At 48.7% G+C, this 16,690-nt stretch carries 12 protein-coding genes and 1 riboswitch; of the genes, 1 reads left to right on the forward strand and 11 read right to left on the reverse strand.

Annotated elements, in window-relative coordinates; translation table 11 throughout:
• Positions 1-20: 20 nt before the first annotated feature.
• Genes aroE through SOW26_RS07045 form a run of 3 tightly spaced genes read right to left on the reverse strand, consistent with a single transcriptional unit; the run spans position 21 to position 3,732 of the window.
• A complete protein-coding gene (gene aroE, locus SOW26_RS07035; RefSeq protein WP_154475711.1) occupies positions 21-896 on the reverse strand; it encodes a shikimate dehydrogenase in 876 nt (291 codons plus the stop codon).
• An 18-nt stretch (positions 897-914) separates the two neighbouring features.
• Entirely contained in the window at positions 915-2,840 is a 1,926-nt protein-coding gene (locus SOW26_RS07040; protein ID WP_276960032.1) for an oxidoreductase, read from the reverse strand.
• A gap of 55 nt (positions 2,841-2,895) precedes the next feature.
• On the reverse strand, positions 2,896-3,732 hold the full coding sequence (locus tag SOW26_RS07045) for a sugar phosphate isomerase/epimerase family protein (RefSeq protein WP_320652139.1): 837 nt from the start codon (positions 3,730-3,732) through the stop codon (positions 2,896-2,898).
• A 230-nt stretch (positions 3,733-3,962) separates the two neighbouring features.
• Between SOW26_RS07045 and SOW26_RS07050 the strand changes: the two genes are divergently transcribed.
• Entirely contained in the window at positions 3,963-4,862 is a 900-nt protein-coding gene (locus SOW26_RS07050; protein ID WP_320652140.1) for a LysR family transcriptional regulator, read from the forward strand.
• Between the two features lie 85 nt (positions 4,863-4,947).
• On the opposite strand, the gene SOW26_RS07055 is transcribed toward SOW26_RS07050, so the two are convergent.
• The 8 genes from SOW26_RS07055 to ppk1 all read right to left on the reverse strand — a co-directional run bounded on the left by SOW26_RS07055 (position 4,948) and on the right by ppk1 (position 16,657).
• On the reverse strand, positions 4,948-6,240 hold the full coding sequence (locus SOW26_RS07055) for a bifunctional folylpolyglutamate synthase/dihydrofolate synthase (RefSeq protein ID WP_154475719.1): 1,293 nt from the start codon (positions 6,238-6,240) through the stop codon (positions 4,948-4,950).
• Positions 6,221-6,763, reverse strand: coding sequence for a folate family ECF transporter S component (locus SOW26_RS07060; RefSeq protein WP_276959854.1), 543 nt, complete (start codon positions 6,761-6,763; stop codon positions 6,221-6,223). The genes SOW26_RS07055 and SOW26_RS07060 overlap by 20 nt, the downstream gene beginning before the upstream one ends.
• 80 nt (positions 6,764-6,843) lie before the next feature.
• Positions 6,844-6,946: riboswitch (THF riboswitch) on the reverse strand.
• Positions 6,947-7,102: 156 nt separating this feature from the next.
• Positions 7,103-9,109 (reverse strand): 2-isopropylmalate synthase, encoded by a 2,007-nt coding sequence (locus tag SOW26_RS07065; protein ID WP_320652141.1) that lies wholly within the window; start codon positions 9,107-9,109, stop codon positions 7,103-7,105.
• A 239-nt stretch (positions 9,110-9,348) separates the two neighbouring features.
• The gene (locus SOW26_RS07070) at positions 9,349-10,875 is read right to left on the reverse strand and encodes a sodium:solute symporter family protein (protein ID WP_276959855.1); all 1,527 of its coding nucleotides are present in this window, start codon (positions 10,873-10,875) and stop codon (positions 9,349-9,351) included.
• Between the two features lie 342 nt (positions 10,876-11,217).
• Complete coding sequence (locus SOW26_RS07075) at positions 11,218-11,694, reverse strand: methylglyoxal synthase (RefSeq protein WP_276959856.1); 477 nt, start codon at positions 11,692-11,694, stop codon at positions 11,218-11,220.
• 87 nt (positions 11,695-11,781) lie between these two features.
• Positions 11,782-12,447, reverse strand: coding sequence for an acyltransferase (locus SOW26_RS07080; protein WP_276959857.1), 666 nt, complete (start codon positions 12,445-12,447; stop codon positions 11,782-11,784).
• Between the two features lie 57 nt (positions 12,448-12,504).
• Positions 12,505-14,547, reverse strand: coding sequence for a DNA topoisomerase (locus tag SOW26_RS07085; protein ID WP_320652142.1), 2,043 nt, complete (start codon positions 14,545-14,547; stop codon positions 12,505-12,507).
• 10 nt (positions 14,548-14,557) lie between these two features.
• Positions 14,558-16,657 carry a polyphosphate kinase 1 gene (ppk1, locus tag SOW26_RS07090; protein ID WP_320652143.1) on the reverse strand — a complete coding sequence of 700 codons (2,100 nt, stop codon included), beginning with the start codon at positions 16,655-16,657 and terminating at the stop codon, positions 14,558-14,560.
• Between the last annotated feature and the right edge of the window lie 33 nt (positions 16,658-16,690).

A 16,690-nucleotide genomic window follows, 5' to 3' on the forward strand; every position in this document is an offset into this window, starting at 1 on the left:
CTCCCTCCGTCGATCTCATTTTATTTGGACTGTTCTTTTTGAAACTTTACAAATTCCTCCAAGGGCATTTCTTTTCCTACAAACAACTCATAATTGACAGCTCCCTGCTGCAGGAGCATGCCTTTCCCGGATACCACGGTACAGCCGACTGCCTCTGCTTCTTTCAGCAGCCTGGTCATCTCCGGGTTGTATACCGTATCTGCCACCACCGTCTTCGGATCCAGCCAGGATGCGTCCACCAGAGTCTCATCCTCTCTGGGCTTCATTCCGATGATCGTAGCATTCACCAGTATATCACATTCTCTCACTGCTTTCTCTAGTTTTTCTTTCTCTTCTGTTTTTTCTACCGTAACAACACAGTCCGGACAGGTTTCTTCCAATTTTTTCTTGGTTTCCAGCGCCCTCTCAAAGAATTTCCCTTCTATTTCAAAGATTTTGATCTCCTTGACTTTTTCCAGTGCAAACTGTACCTGGATTGCAGTCGCAGCGCCCCCCGCCCCTAAAACCACCGTCTTCTTTCCTGCCACCTGGCATCCGTGATTCTGAAGATTTCGGACAAATCCCACTCCGTCTGTGATATGTCCTGTAATGACTCCGTCTTCCTGCACAAAGGTATTGCATGCTCCGATGATCTTAGCTGCGTCTGACAGTCTGTCTACCAGCCTTGCTGCCACATTTTTACAGGGCATCGTAAAATTTCCTCCCCGCATTTTCAAAAGACGGATGGTTTCAAATGCTTTTTCCATCTCCTCTTCCTTCACATCAAATGCCAGATAGGCATAGTCCAGTCCGTCCTTTTCAAAGCTAAAGTTATACATGGCCGGAGATCCTGAATGTCCCACCGGCGTTCCAAATAATCCCATCAATCCTGTATGTCCGGAAATCCTTTTTTCCATTGTCTTTCTCCTTTTCTCCTATAGATTCATTGCCGCCTCATAAGCTTCTCTCGTAGCGTCCAGCGCTCTTCTGGCACGGACTGCATCTCCGATCACATAGCATTCACATCCCAGCTCTTCCAGCTGCTCTGCAAACGGATTGTAGTTCCTGAATCCCATGGAAAGGATCACCGAATCATAGCCTCTTTCCGCTTTCCTGATTCCGTCGGGCGTTTCATATTCTACTCCGTCCCGGAAGAACCTGCATACCTTCGCGTTGACGATCTCCCGTATTCCATACTCATCAAAATCTTTCATCACAAACTTTCTGTGTTCGGAGATCATGTCCGCTCCCATTTTGTCCCGGAATTCTATGATGGAAACTTCATGCTGCTGTTCTCCCAGGAATGCCGCGATCTCACAGCCTACCATACCGCCGCCTACTACCAGCACCTTTTTCCCTGCCGTCCGTTTTCCGTCCAGCAGATCGGATCCGTGGATGATAGCCGGATCTTCGATTCCTTCGATAGGCAGGATCAGCGTTTTGGCGCCTGTTGCGATGATAACGGCATCCGGTTTCTGCTCCCGGATAAACTCTGAAGTTACCTCCTGATTTTTCAGGATGCGTACTCCCGCTTTTTCACACCGGACAATGTAGCTTCTTACCATATTGGTAATGTCTCCCTTTCCCGGCGGATAAGCTGCCAGCCTCATGTTGCCTCCCAGTTTTTCCGTCTGCTCGCACAGAGTGACCTGATGTCCTCTTTCCGCCGCCACAAAAGCCGCGCACAATCCGCCTACGCCGCCTCCGATCACCAGCACCTTCTTTGAAGTTTCTGCCTTCTGAAATTCATTTTCCTCGTGTCCTAAAAACGGGTTGGTCAGACAGCAGATGGGCTGTCCCTGATACATGTTGGCCACACATCCCTGAAGGCATGCAATACATGGGATCATGTCATCCAGTTTCTCCTCCTGCGCCTTCCTTGGCATGTGAGGATCTGCCAGAGACTGCCGTCCAAACGCCACCAGATCCGCTCTTCCTTCCCGGATCATCAGCTCTGCAAACTGTGGTTCTGTAAAACGCCCTACCGTAATGACCGGTATGGACACCGCCCTCTTGATTTCAGAAACCAGATCTGCTGAAAATCCACCATGAACGGCTGTGGGCGCCCACATATATTCATCCTTGATGTGAACGGCTCTGGACACATGCAGTGCATCCAGTCCGCAGTCCTCCAGATAGGCAGCGATCGCTGCGCTGTCATGTACATCCAGTCCTCCGGCCACCTCATCCGAACAGTTGATTCTTGCAAGAACAGCGATCCTATCTCCTACTTCTTTCCGGATTTCCTCAATGATCAGTCTTGGAAACCGCATTCGGTTCTCAAAGCTTCCTCCGAACTCATCCACTCTCTTATTGGTTCTGGGAGAAAGAAAGGAATTTACCAGATAACCGTGCGCCATATGGATCTCCACCGCATCGGCTCCTCCTTCCATGGCACGTCTTGCTGCCTGACCGTACCCTTTTACCAGCTGGTAAACCTCCTCTGTGGGAACCTCCACCGGCATATCCTTCCCACATACAGAAGGGATCGCCGTTGCCGCCTGAATCGGAGCACCTGCATTTTTCGCATTCCCTTCCGGTCCCGCATTCTGCAGCTGCACGGAAACCTTGGCTCCTTCTGCATGACAGGCATCCGTGATTCTTCTGAGGCTTTCAATACTGTGATCCGAATACAGACAGGGTTTCCGGGGGCCGCCTTTGGCTTTGTCGTGTACCACCGTTGCCTCTATGGTGATCAGTCCAAACTGTCCCTTTGCCCGCTCCGCATAATAAGCCTTTGACTGTTCACTCCAGGTCCCGTCCGTATTGGCAAAGTTGTTCCCCATAGGGGGAACAACAAACCTGTTCTTTACCGTCATATTTCCGATCTGAATGGGTGAAAACATTTCTTGAAACTTCATATCTATCCTCCGCTTTTGTTTGTGTTCTGTCGCATAGCCGCCCGGGTCTTGTTTCCTACTCCAGGATTTCTTTCCATGCTTCTTCCAGTACTTTTTTTGTATTGTCAAACGTATATGCGGCTGCCTCCTTCAGACCTCTGCTTAAAATCTCATCGGAGATCACTTCCACTCCCACAACTTTGGGATTGATGCCTGCTTCCTTGATCATCTTTACGAACCCTTTTGTATCTTTTACTCCTGCGCCCGGCGCCAGTCTGTCATGCATGGATTCATCCCGCAGGATAGAAGCTGCATAAGGTCTTTCGTAAGCATCATTGATCTGGATGGAAATCACTTTTTCCGCAATTTCTTTTGTCAGGATATCATAAGACTGGTTTGCTCTTACCCAGTGCCAGGTGTCCAGGATCAGCATGGCGTTGTCACAGCCGGAGGCTTTTACCACTTCATACCCCTTTTTCAGATCCGGGATCCCGCTGTATGGCATGGGCTCTACTCCGATGATGTATTTTCCCGCTCTCTGGCAAAGCTCTTTTAACTTCTGCGCCGTGTGTTCCACGGAATAATTTTCCATCAGTCCGCAGTTGATATGGTTTACCCCAAACAGCTCACACATGTGAAAACACATCTGCTCTTTGTATTTCTGTTCGTAGGAGCGTTTCTCCTCCGCCCACTGTACAATGTATTCCACCTCTGTGACCTTCATTTCATACCGGTCCAAAATGGCCAGGATATCTTCGTCGTGAAGTCCTTCGTTCAGTGCGTCTACATAGGTTTCCGCCCGAAGTCCGATTCCTTCATAGCCCGCTTCTTTCGCAGCCGCTACCCTTTCTTCAAATTTGCACTGGTCTCCCAGGGTCCAGGAACTTAATGTGATAGGATTTTGCTTTGACATACTGATAATCTCCTTCCTTCTTTACACCGGACAGATTCCGTTTCTCTGATCCGGTCTTCATCCTTTTCATTTGTTGCCTTCATTATATTGGGTCGTTAAAATAAAAACAAATTGTTAATACTATGCAAATCCATAGATTTTATTTATATGTTATGATACAATGTGAACAAATGTATAAATGAAAACTATATAAACAATCTATTATCCATATAGGAAAAGGAAGGTTTTATATGAATCTGTATCATTTGCGGTATTTTATAACACTGGCGCATTTGGAGCACTATACACAGGCTGCCGAACGTCTTTCCATTACCCAGCCAAGTCTTAGCCATGCCATCTCAGCTCTGGAAGCAGAGCTGGGGGTAAAATTGTTTGAAAAAGACGGTCGAAACATCGTTCTCACCCGATGTGGCCGCGCTTTTCTTGCCGATGTGGAACAGGCTCTTCACATGCTGGATTCCTCTGTTAATAAGCTGCAGCTGACAGGGATTGGGGAAGGGCGGATCGACCTGGTGCAGATCCGGGCCGTCAGCACCCTGATCGTCCCTGCTCTTGTAAAAGGATTTCTGGAAAAAAGCCAGCACAATCAGGTAGATTTTCACTTTCACAGCTCCACCGGTCTGACTCCCGATATGATCCAGGGATTAAAGGACCGAAAATATGATATTGCATTTTGCTCCTACATGGAAAACGAACCCCTGATAGATTTCGTGCCTATTGCACGCCAGGAGCTGGTTATGATCGTCCCTGAGGGACACCCTCTGGAAACCAGAGAGAGCATCGATCTGAAAGATACCCTCTCCTACACCCAGATCGGTTTTTCCAAAAGGAGCGGACTTTATCCCATCATCAAAAAGTTATTTGACAAGTGTGGAGGGCAGCCACGTATTGCCTATACAGTGGAGGAAGATCAGTCGGTTGCCGGTCTGGTGGGCGCCGGATTCGGGATCGCCGTCGTTCCCAATATGCCTATTCTGGACTACCTGCCGGTAAAAGCGATTCCCATTACGAAACCTTCCTGGGAAAGAATTTTTTACATGGCTACTTTAAAAAATGTATATCATCCGCCTCTGGTCCATTCTTTTACCTCCTATGTCAAGCAGATATCAGAAGCCACCCTCTCTTCCTGACCGGAAAAGAACACAAAAAAGGAAGCGCCTCCTTCTCACCTGTTTCAGATGATTTCGCAGCGCCTCCTTTTTTCTTTTGTTTTTCTCATTCTTTTCTAAAATACTTTCTGACTTCTCCCAGGTAGTACAAGGATCCAAACACACAGAGAACTTCTGTTGCTTTTGTCTCCATGATCCCTTTTTCTACCGCCGCCAGCCAGTGCTCAAAAAACTGTGCTTTCTTTCCCTGCTTCCGGATCCACTCTGCCAGAAGCTTGCCGTCCAGCCCTCTGTTCGTCGGCACGGTCAGTGTATAAAAGCATTCTCCCATTTCCAACAGGGGAGACAGCATTTCCTGCCAGTCTTTATCTTCCAGTACTCCTACAACAAACCGGATCTTTCGCCCGGGGGCCACTCTTTTCAGGCTGTCTGCCATCGCCCTGACGCCGGCTTCGTTGTGGCTTCCGTCCAGGATCACCCAGGGATCCTCCTGTACTTTCTCAAATCTTACCCTCCAGCTTGTGCGAAGCAGCCCGGATCTTATCGTCCTTTCGGAGATTCCGGGATATTCTTCCTGTAAAAGAGACGCTGCCGCAAGTGCCAGCATAGCGTTTTCTATCTGACAGCTCCCCAGCATGGAAATCTGATAGCGCTTTCCCTCCGGCGTCTCAAAGAGCTGTCCTGTTTCTGTCTGCTCTATCCTTGTCCCTTGGGAGGACCAATACAGCTTTGCTCCTGTTTCCCGGCATCTTTCCTGTAGGACCGCCTTTGCCGCTTCCTCCTGGCAGGCGGATAAGACTCTTCCCTTTTTCTTGATGATCCCCGCCTTCACAGTAGCGATTTCCCCAATGGATTCTCCCAGCATCTGTACATGATCTCTACTGATGGAGGTCAGAACCGCCAGTTTGGGAGTCGGGATCACGTTGGTGGCGTCTGAAGCGCCTCCCAGCCCTGTTTCCAACAATACCAGATCGCAGGCTTCCCTTTGAAACCACAAAAAAGCCGCTGCTGTATATAGTTCAAATTCTGAGGGAAACAAACCGGTTTCTCTCTTTAAGAGTTCGGACTCCCGGATCACTTCCGACAAGCAAAAGGCAAGCATTTCCGGCGTGATCTCCTTTTCTCCTATCCGGAACATTTCTTCTTTTCTACAAAGAAAAGGGGAAGTAAAGACTCCGGTCCGGATCCCGCTGTCAGTCAGGATACTGTTTAAAAATGCAATAACAGATCCTTTTCCGTTGGTTCCCGCCACATGAACGATCTTCAGATGTTTGTGGGGATTCCCCAGTCTTTCAAGGAGCCTTTCTAGCGCTTCCAGGGAAAAAGGCTTTTTCCCCTGTGCTTTCGGCGAAAATCCGGGAAGTTTTTCTAAATATTCTTCAACTTGTCTGGGATTCATCTGTCTTCCTTTCAAATCTGGAAAACATCCCTGTTTTCTCCAGAAGCTTTAACAATGCCAGGATCATGGCGATAAAAATCGGCAACAGGATCAGTTCTTTTGTGATCCTCCCGGCTAAAATAGGTACAAATCCCTTGTGGTACAACATGGTCAGCCAATAACTGTTCAGCAGGATGCTGACGACCACTGTCCTGATCGTCATAGCCCCGGTGACCCGCAGCCAGGTTGCTTTCTTTTTGTACAAAAGCAGTCCGAAGATTACCCCGGAAATCGCCGCACTGACGGTAAAGCCCGGAAAAAAAGGTCCTGTCGGCTTTAGCAGATACCCTCCCACATCTGAGAGGATCCCCACCACCGCCGCCACCGCCGGCCCGAACATGGCGCCTGAAACAGCGATGGGCAGCACCGCAAACCGGATCTCAAGGGTGGGGGACAAGGGAATCTTGAAAAACCCCAGGATCACTGCAATTGCTGCAAGCATAGCTGCAGCGGTCAACACCTGCACATTTTTAAATTTTGACATAAACATACCTCCTTTGCAGTTCCTTCACTACATCGGAGGCAATTCCGGCAAAGCCGGTTATCTACTATGCATCGTGACGTAGCAGCGGGATGCGACTATGATACCGCAAAAGCTTTCGCCATTTTCGTCCCGGTGTCAACTCCCTGTACACCGGGCACTTAACGCATCATAATCTACTCTGCACACTTCTTTTTTTCGTTACACCTAGACAATAACAGACTTCCTCTTCTTTTTCAAGTCATTTATGTTTCGCCGGCTGTCATCTTTCTGTCATCTTTCTGTCTGTTGCCGAAAGAAAGGCCTCTGCCGGGATATTACGCGGTTCCACCGTATTTTCGTCTATTTCGGCTTTACCCTGCTTCTTTCGTTTCGGTACTGGATGGGTGTCATATGAAACTCCCGCCGGAACAGTCTGTTAAAATGTTCTACATTCTGATAGCCCACTGAACCGGAAATCGATTCTACCGTCATATTGCTTTCCCGGAGCATGGCCTTTGCCTGGTCCATCCGCAGCTCTCTTACCAGTTCTCCGAAGGTAGACCCTGATTTTTCCCGGATATACTTGGAAATATACGGCTTGGACAGAAAAAACCGTTCCGAAAGAGAATCCAGGCTCACCTTCTTATAATTTGCCCGGATATAATTCATCATCTCATTCATCCGCGCGTCCTGACTGATCTCTTTTCCTGCGATTCCGGAAATCTTATTGACCGCCACAGTAAGCGCCGCTTCGGAAGCCTTGATGATATCGGAATCGATACCGGTTCCCCAAAACAGCTTTCCTTGGTAGGTAATGGCAACGTAGGCCACCGCCTTGGAAGCGGAGCCCTTGGTAAGAGAATGCTCCTCGTAGAAGGTCAGCTCATAGGCCACGCCAAAATACTGCTTAAAGGCGTTGCTGATGGCATCCAGCCGCCCGTTTCCGGCCGCCGTGATCTTTTTGACGCTGCCGTCATGGTGAATGGTCACATGCGCCGTCATTCCATTTCCACTTTCAAACTCGCAATCTATCACGTGAAAGACAGGCTTTGCCGAAATATAATGCTCCTCAAAAATCTGATAGATCCATTCCGGCGACAACTCCTGATGAGCCTTGTCCGACACATCCTTGATCAGGTATCCCACCTCTTCCCGCATTGCCTTAGGAAGATTGATCCCGTAGCTTTGTTTCAGGATATAATTCACTCCGCCCTTTCCGGACTGGCTGTTGATCCGGATCACGTCAGAATCGTACTTTCTTCCCACATCCCTGGGATCTATAGGAAGGTACGGAACCGTCCACTTCTCGCTCTTGCTCTCCTCCCGGCAGACCATTCCTTTTGCAATGGCGTCCTGATGCGATCCGGAAAAAGCGGTAAAGACCAGATCCCCTGCGTAGGGCTGTCTTTCATAAACGTGCATTCCCGTAAATTTTTCATAGTTTTCGCGGATCATTCTCATATCTGAAAAATCCAGTCCCGGATCTATCCCGTGCGAATACAGGTTCATAGCCAGCGTTACCAGATCTACATTTCCGGTCCGTTCTCCGTTTCCAAACAAGGTCCCTTCGATCCTGTCTGCTCCCGCCAGGATTCCCAGTTCCGCAGTGGCTACCGCACAGCCGCGGTCATTATGGGGGTGCAAAGACAGCACCACATGATCTCTGTACTTCAAATGCTTATGCACATACTCCATCTGGCAGGCAAATACATGAGGGATGGCATTTTCCACCGTAGTCGGGATATTGATGATGGCAGGCTTTGTAAGGTCCGGTCTCCATACGTCCAGTACCGCATTACAGACCTCCACCGCATACTCCACCTCTGTCCCGGAAAAGCTTTCCGGACTGTATTCAAATGTAAAGCTGCCTTCTGTCTCTTTTGCCAGATCCTTCAGAAGCTTTGCCCCCTGCACTGCAATTTCCTTGATCTCCTCCTTGCCTTTTCGAAATACCTGCTCTCTTTGTGCCACCGAGGTGGAATTGTACAGATGGATCACCGCATGAGGAGCTCCTTTCACCGCTTCAAACGTTCTGCGGATAATATGCTCCCTGGCCTGGGTCAGTACCTGTACCGTCACGTCCTCCGGTATCATATCCCGTTCGATCAAAGCCCGCATAAACTGATATTCTGTCTCCGAGGCTGCCGGAAATCCCACTTCGATCTCTTTCAGCCCGATATTCACCAGCATCTGAAAGAACTCCAACTTCTCCTCCAGACTCATCGGCTCCACCAGCGCCTGATTCCCGTCCCGCAGATCGACGCTGCACCAGATGGGAGGCGTCTTGATCTGTTCCTTTTTCACCCAGTCGTAGGTTACTTTGGGAGGCATAAAGTAGGTCTTTTCGTATTTTTGAACATGCTGCATGGTATTCTCCTCCTGATAGGTCTTGTAATATTTATCAATTTTTTTTGCTTTTTTTAACAATTGTATCCTATCACAGAATATCTTAAATGGGAAGTGATATTTCATCTCTTTATTTGATTTATTTTAACTATTTTTTTCTCATTGCCTCTTATCTCCGGCAGAATCCCGCCATTTTTTATTTAGCAACCGCAACAGCTATTTCAGAAAAGACTGTGCGGCTGCATTCTCCCGACGATGTTTTAAGGCTCAAGGGATCGTTTTTTCGTGATCACAACGGTTTCCTCATAGCAGCTGAATATGGCATCCACCTGACTTTTTTCCGGCTTCTTTGTCAAAAGACTGACTGCCGGAACCAGGACCAATCCCAGTATCATGGCGAAAGCGCCTGCATTAATAGGGGAAGGGATGACCGGAACAAACAAATTTCCCACGGTAAATCCTACTCCGGAAAGGAAGCCTGCCCAGACTCCCTGTACCGTCACTCTCTTCCAGTACAACCCATAGAGGAACGGAGCCAGAAATGCTCCCGCCAGCGCCCCCCAGGAAATCCCCATCATCTGCGCGATAAACGCCGGAGGATGCAGGGCAAAAACCACCGATATTCCGATGAACAGAACGATGCAGATCTGCATGGTCAATACCTGTTTCTTTTCGCTCATTTCTTTCCAGATACTCTCCTTCAGAAAATCCAGCGTCAGTGTAGAACTGGAGGTCAGTACCAGAGAAGCCAGTGTGGACATGGACGCCGATAAAACCAGCACCACCACGATCCCGATCAGAACATCCGGCAGAGAAGAAAGCATATGAGGGATCACACTGTCAAATATCACTTCTCCCGTTTTGCTTCGAATCTCCGGTCCGTCAAACAACCTTCCGAATCCACCCAGAAAGTAGCAGCCTCCCGCTACTACAACGGCAAATAAAGTAGAGATCACGGTTCCTGTATTAATAGATTTTTCGTCCTTAATGGCATAAAATTTCCCCACCATCTGTGGCAGTCCCCAGGTTCCAAGAGAAGTAAGAACCACAACTCCCGCCAGATTGACCGGATCCGGTCCGAAAAAGGAGGCAAAGGCTCCCTTCTGTCCCAGGGTAACCGGAATATCACTGGACAGTTCCGACAGCTGTTTTACCGCTTCCAAAAATCCTCCCTGTCCTTTCAATACCGCCAGGATCACTGCCACAATTCCTGCCAGCATAATGATCCCCTGGATCAGGTCATTGATCGCCGTCGCCATATATCCGCCCAGGATCACATACACTCCGGTAAATACTGCCATGGCCACCACACAGTAGGTGTAGGGGATGTGAAAAGCCATTCCAAACAGCCTGGACAGTCCGTTATAGATCGATGCTGTGTAAGGGATCAAAAAGCAAAAGACGATAGCGGAAGCCGCAAGCTTCAATCCCTTATTTCCGTATCTCTTCTCAAAAAATTCCGGCATGGTCCGGGTTTTCAGATGCTGGCTCATAACCCGGGTCCTTCTTCCCAGGATCACCCAGGCCAAAAGGCTGCCGATCAAAGCGTTTCCTATTCCGATCCAGGTGGAAGACAATCCGTACTTCCATCCAAACTGGCCTGCATATCCAACGAAGACAACAGCGGAAAAATAAGAGGTGCCGTAAGCAAAGGCTGTCAGCCAGGGGCCTGCTTTCCTTCCTCCCAGCACAAAACCGTCCACACTGCTGCTATGCTTTCTTGCATAGACTCCAACCACCGTCATACTGGCAAAAAACAGAACAAGCATTATTATCTTAATTTCCACACTCTCATCTCCCTTCTTTCCTGTTCTTCTTCCTTCTTGTTACGTTTCATTCCTGTTCCCTTTAGCTTGATTTTCACTTGAAAGCGTTACGCTTTAAACCGTTGCGCTTTAAACTATTAAAGCAAGCTTGTATCAATTTACCACACATTTTTCTGTCTGTCAACACAGAAACTCTTTTTATGTGAGAAAAATTCTGTGTGGAAAAATTCTGTGAAAAGGATTCTGCACTACAGGATTCCTGCTGTTCTCTGAAATAAAACAACAGAGGAGGCAGCCTTCTCGGCACTCTTCCTCCTCTGTCTTTCTGTGTTTAACCGGTCCTGCCACTTAGGATCCCACCCGTTATTTCATACTCTGCACTCTGTCCTGCACCTTTTTCTGGAAATTCTCCACTCTTCGACTATAGCCTTCTTCCATATACCTGGAATGCAGCATGAAATCAGCGGTAGCCAGATTATTGGCAATGGGAATGTCGTACACCACCGCGATCCGCAGCAAGGCTTTTACGTCCGGGTCATGGGGCTGTGCCTCCAACGGATCCCACAAAAAGATCATAAAGTCGATCTGTCCTTCTACGATTTTGGCGCCGATCTGCTGATCTCCTCCCAGCGGTCCGCTGTTATACCCCTTTACCGGCAGTCCTGTCTTCTCTGCGATCAGCCTGGCCGTCGTTCCTGTTCCACACAAAAAATGTGCCTTTAATATTTCTTTGTTATGGTCGCACCATTCCACCAGTTCTTTTTTCTTCCCATCATGGGCTACCAGAGCAATGTGCTTCGTCTTTCCGATCTCAAATGTTACATAGTCTTCCTGCAGCATAAAAGTCCCTCCTTTTTTTACCGCTTTGGCGCAGTCTTCTGCTTTGATGGATCTTTATCACTTTTTTATGACGCATCTGTTACTTCCCTAACGCTTTTGGGCCACTTCTCCCTGTTTTTTGTAAATGCTGCCAGATGGAACACATCCTCTCACACTGGACAGGGGATAAATATTTGTTCCTTTTCCCACTACGCTTCCCGGATTCAGCACCGTTCCGCATCCCACTTCCACATTATCTCCCAGCATCGCTCCAAACTTTTTCAGTCCGGTCTCCATCTGTTCTTCCCCGTTTTTTACTACCACAAGGCTTTTATCGGATTTTACATTGGAAGTAATGGATCCTGCCCCCATATGGGCGCGGTATCCCAAAATAGAGTCTCCCACATAGTTATAATGGGGAACCTGAACCCGGTTAAATAAAATCACATTTTTCAGCTCCGTAGAATTTCCCACTACGGCTCCTTCTCCCACCAGAACTTTCCCTCTGATAAAAGCACAGTGGCGGATCTCCGCCTCTTTTCCTATAATGGCGGGACCTGTAATACTTGCCGTCGGCGCCACCTTCGCCGATCTGGCGATCCAAACGTCCTCTTTGACCCTTTCATACTCTTCTGCGGAAAGAGTCTCTCCCAAACGGCAGATAAACTCTCCGATCCCCGGAAGGGCTTCCCACGGATACGTCACCGTTTCCAGAAACGGCCTTGCCAGCGTCTCCTCCAGGTCGTACATCTCTCTTATCTGAAATTCTTTCATAATGATCCCCTTTCTTCTGTCTTCGGAGGCAGCCTGCTTTCCTAAAGCCTGTACCTCTTATGCATCTGCTGCCGCCTGTTTCTCTTCTGCTTCTTTTCCAGACGCCCTTTTCCGGGCGCTTCTTTTATGGCTGGCGCCGTTTTCCTGATAGATCTTCTGTACCTGCGCGTATTGTCTCTGAAGCTGAGCCCCATTGTGCAGCTGCTTTACCACATTGGTCCGCCGACTGATAAATTCCTTCAGCTTTCTGTCGTACTCTTCCGCTGAGATCTCCCCGTTTGCCACATAGTTCAGTCCCTTCTCCCAGCTGGCCGTCAGATCCGGATTCAGCATGGGCGGAATCGACATCCTCACCACGTCATGGATCATCTCTCCCATCATGGTGGGTGTTACGATCTGTGTCTTTTTGTTAAGAGCAAGATATTTGATATGGAACAGCTTTTTTAAGATCTCTCCTCTGGTAGCGCTGGTGCCGATCCCGCTCCCTTTGATCTGTGCCCGAAGCTCCTCATCCTCGATCAATTGTCCTGCATTTTCCATCGCAAGGATCAAAGAACCGGAGCTATATCGCTTGGGAGGAGACGTCTTTCCCTCTTTCAGATAAATATCCTCCACCGGCAGTCTGCTTCCTTTTTTCAGGCTGTTCCATTTTGCAAAACGACCGGCCTGTTCCTGCTGGGCATCTTCCGTCTCTTTGCTTCCCACCTTCAGATATCCCTCTTTTTCCAGGACTTTCACAGAAGCCGAAAACTGCTCTTTCCCCACCGCAAAAGCAACTGACAGTTTGTTGTACACTGCTGCCGGATAGAAAATGCTTAGAAAACGAAAAACGATCAGTCTGTAAATATCCCTGGTGATCCCGGAGGTCCGTCCCAGGGCAGAAAGTCCCTGTCCTGTGGGAATGATGGCGTAGTGGTCTGTGATCTGCTTATCGTTGACATATCTGGTTTTCGCCAGGTTTTTATGGGAATTCATGGCAACAATCTCCTGCAGGAAAGGAACTGCTTCCTCATATCCCATCAACCCGTTCAGATTCTTGTGGATCTCCTTGGCTACGGCTGCAGACAATACTCTTGCATCCGTCCTCGGATAGGTGATCAGTTTCTTTTCGTACAGCTCCTGCGCCACCTTCAGCGTCTCATCCGGACTGATCTTGAACCTTTTGGAGCATTCGTTTTGAAGCTCCGCCAGATTATACAGCAGGGGCGGGTTCTTTTTTTCCTTCTTTTTTTCTATTCTTGTGATCGCCGCTTCCAGCGGCTCTGTCTTTTTCAGGATCCGGCAAAATTCCAGGCCGTCTTCTTCCTTTAAAAACCCAATCTCCTTGTAAAGACCCGGCGCTTCGTACCAGTCGGATCCTTCCGACACCTTCCACTCTCCCTCCAGGTCCAGATCCTGCAGTTTTGCCAGCGGCTTGTAAAAAACGGTTTCCTGGAACTCCCGGATCTCTCTTTCCCTTCTGACTACCATTCCCAATACGCAGGTCATGACCCTTCCCACAGAAATGACCGTATATTTCCGATTCAGGTATCCGGAGATCCCGCGTCCGTACTCCAGCGTTAAAAGCCGCGAAAAATTGATCCCCATCAGATAATCTTCTTTGGCTCTCAGATAGGCGGAAGCCGACAGATTGTCATATTCTGACAGATCTTTCGCCTCCCGGATCCCTCTTCGGATCTCTTCTTCCGTCTGGGAATCGATCCACACCCTCTTTCTGGTTTTGCCCCTGACATCTGCCTGCTGTTCTACCAGGCGGTAAATATATTCCCCTTCCCGTCCCGAGTCCGTACAGACGTAGATACAGTCTACATCTGCCCGGTTCAAAAGTCCGGAAACGACGCGAAACTGCTTGGAAACAGCCGGAATCACCTCATACAAGAAAGTATCCGGTAAAAAGGGAAGCGTTTCCATACTCCATTTTTTGTATTGCTCTCCGTAGGCCTCCGGATAGCTCATGGTCACCAGATGACCTACGCACCAGGTAACGATCGCCTCTTCTGATTCCAGATATCCGTCCTGCTTTCTTGCTTTTATGTGCAGCACCTTTGCAAACTCCTGCGCCACACTGGGCTTCTCCGCAATATAGAGTGCCTTCCCCATTCAGATCCCCCTATCTTTTCCAAAACCTCTTCCACCACGGCAGTTTCTTTTTTTGTGGCCGTTCTTCCATCGCACGATCCATAAATACCTGCTGAGAATCCACCAGAGCGGCCGCCTCCTGCTTTTTCTTCAGGCTTCCGTCCATCTGCATCACCCGCGCTTTGACATTGTCCGACAGCATCACTTTCAGATACCCGCCGATCTGCTGTCTGATCTCCTGATCCAGGATCGGGCAGGTGACCTCCACCCGCTTCTGCGTATTTCTGGTCATCATATCTCCCGATCCGATATAGATCCTCTGGCAATCCCCTTCTCCAAAGGAATAGATCCGGGGATGTTCCAAAAACCGGCCCACGATGGACGTTACCCGTATATTGTCCGTATGTCCCGGAACGCCGGGCAGGATACAGCAGATCCCTCTCACCAGCAGGTCCACACTGACTCCGGCCCGGGAAGCTTTTTCCAGCTTTTTCATACAATCTACATCCGTCAGAGAATTCATCTTCATAACGATCCTTCCCCGACTTCCTTTTTCGATCTCCCGGTCCATCTCATCCAGGATCCTGTTTTTAAAGCCAAAGGGCGCTACTAAGAGCTCCCGGTAATCTCCCTTCAGGTTTCCTGTCGCCATGTTATTGAAAAACTCCGCCCCGTCCCGTCCGATCCGGGAATCTGCCGTCATCAGAGACAGATCCGTATACATGGCGGCTGTTTTCTCATTATAATTTCCCGTTCCGATCTGCGTGATGTACTGTATCTCTCCCTTGTTTCTGTATGTGATCAGACAGATCTTGGAATGCACTTTAAAGTCCTCAAATCCGTAGATTACCCGACACCCTGCCTCCTCCAGGCGTTCTGACCAGTCAATATTGTTCTGCTCGTCAAACCTGGCACGAAGCTCGATCAGCGTCGTCACTTCCTTGCCATTTTCCGCCGCCGCACACAGATATTCTACCAGCTTCGCCTTTTTTGCCAGACGATAGATGGTGATCTTTATGGTCATAACGCTGGGGTCATAGGCTGCCTCCTTGATCAGACGGAGAAACGGCTCCATACTGTCATAAGGATAAAACAGCAACACGTCTTTTTTTCTGATCTGACACATCATGCTGCCCGGTTCTACCTGTTTGCTGGGCTGCGGAGAAAAAGGCGGATATACAAAGGTCTTTCTCATCTCCTCCGGCAGTTTCTCACTTAGGGCAAATACATAGTCCAGCTTCATGGGCATCTTAGTCCGGAAGATCTGCCTGGGTGTGATCTTAAATTTCTGGCAGAAGAACTGCTCCATTTCCGGCTGCAGCTTTTCTGCCGTCTCCAGCCGCACCACAGCCATCCGCTTTCTTTTCGGCAGGGCTTTTCTCATCTGTTTCCGGAAATCCTCCGTTACGTCCATCGCTTCGTCTTCCGGCGAGATATCCGCATTTCTGGTGACGCAGATATAATTGGCTTCCGACACCTCATATGGCTCGAACACGGTGTCCAGATATTCCATGATCACCTTCTCTACTCGGATGTACCGCAGATCCTGCCCCGGAAGGTAGAGGATCTCCGATACGAAAGCAGGAACGGGAACGATCCCCTTCAAAAGCTTTTCCTTTCCGCCTTTCGTCATCTTCAAACTGGCGATCACATACAGCTCCTTATTGACCAAATGTGGGAACGGATGGTTGGCATCAATGATTTGGGGAGACAGCAGGGGAAGAATCTGTTCTTTAAACTGTTTTTTTACATATTTTCTTTCCTGCTGCTTCAATTCTTTAATATCCAGGCCACAAATCCCAAACGGATTTAATTCTTTTTTGATCTCTGCATATACCCTGTCTCTTTCTTTATAGAGAGGCGCTGCTTCCTCAAAAATCCTTTCCAGCTGCTGGGATGCCGTCAGCCCGGATCTGATATCCCGATTCTTTTTGTCTGTCTGGGCCACATCAAACAGGCTACCCACCCGGATCATAAAAAACTCATCGAAATTGCTGGTAAAAATCGCCACAAACTTTAATCGTTCCAAAAGAGGCACCCTCGTATCTTTTGCCTCTTCCAGCACTCTTTGATTGAATCGCAGCCAAGATAGTTCTCTGTTTTGTGCGTACAGCTGAATTTCTTCTGCCATGTTATCCCATCCCCATTTATCCTGCTTGTTGTC

It is taken from the genome of Suipraeoptans intestinalis (assembly GCF_034091795.1).
Lineage (GTDB): Bacteria > Bacillota > Clostridia > Lachnospirales > Lachnospiraceae > Suipraeoptans > Suipraeoptans intestinalis.

Bases quoted from the DNA above. Each gene is read 5' to 3' on its own strand.
- ppk1 (WP_320652143.1), bottom strand. From the start codon at position 16,657: ATGGCAGAAGAAATTCAGCTGTACGCACAAAACAGAGAACTATCTTGG.
- aroE (WP_154475711.1), bottom strand. From the start codon at position 896: ATGGAAAAAAGGATTTCCGGACATACAGGATTGATGGGATTATTTGGA.
- SOW26_RS07055 (WP_154475719.1), bottom strand. From the start codon at position 6,240: ATGAATCCCAGACAAGTTGAAGAATATTTAGAAAAACTTCCCGGATTT.
- SOW26_RS07075 (WP_276959856.1), bottom strand. From the start codon at position 11,694: ATGCTGCAGGAAGACTATGTAACATTTGAGATCGGAAAGACGAAGCAC.
- SOW26_RS07045 (WP_320652139.1), bottom strand. From the start codon at position 3,732: ATGTCAAAGCAAAATCCTATCACATTAAGTTCCTGGACCCTGGGAGAC.
- SOW26_RS07040 (WP_276960032.1), bottom strand. From the start codon at position 2,840: ATGAAGTTTCAAGAAATGTTTTCACCCATTCAGATCGGAAATATGACG.
- SOW26_RS07065 (WP_320652141.1), bottom strand. From the start codon at position 9,109: ATGCAGCATGTTCAAAAATACGAAAAGACCTACTTTATGCCTCCCAAA.
- SOW26_RS07050 (WP_320652140.1), top strand. From the start codon at position 3,963: ATGAATCTGTATCATTTGCGGTATTTTATAACACTGGCGCATTTGGAG.
- SOW26_RS07080 (WP_276959857.1), bottom strand. From the start codon at position 12,447: ATGAAAGAATTTCAGATAAGAGAGATGTACGACCTGGAGGAGACGCTG.
- SOW26_RS07085 (WP_320652142.1), bottom strand. From the start codon at position 14,547: ATGGGGAAGGCACTCTATATTGCGGAGAAGCCCAGTGTGGCGCAGGAG.
- SOW26_RS07060 (WP_276959854.1), bottom strand. From the start codon at position 6,763: ATGTCAAAATTTAAAAATGTGCAGGTGTTGACCGCTGCAGCTATGCTT.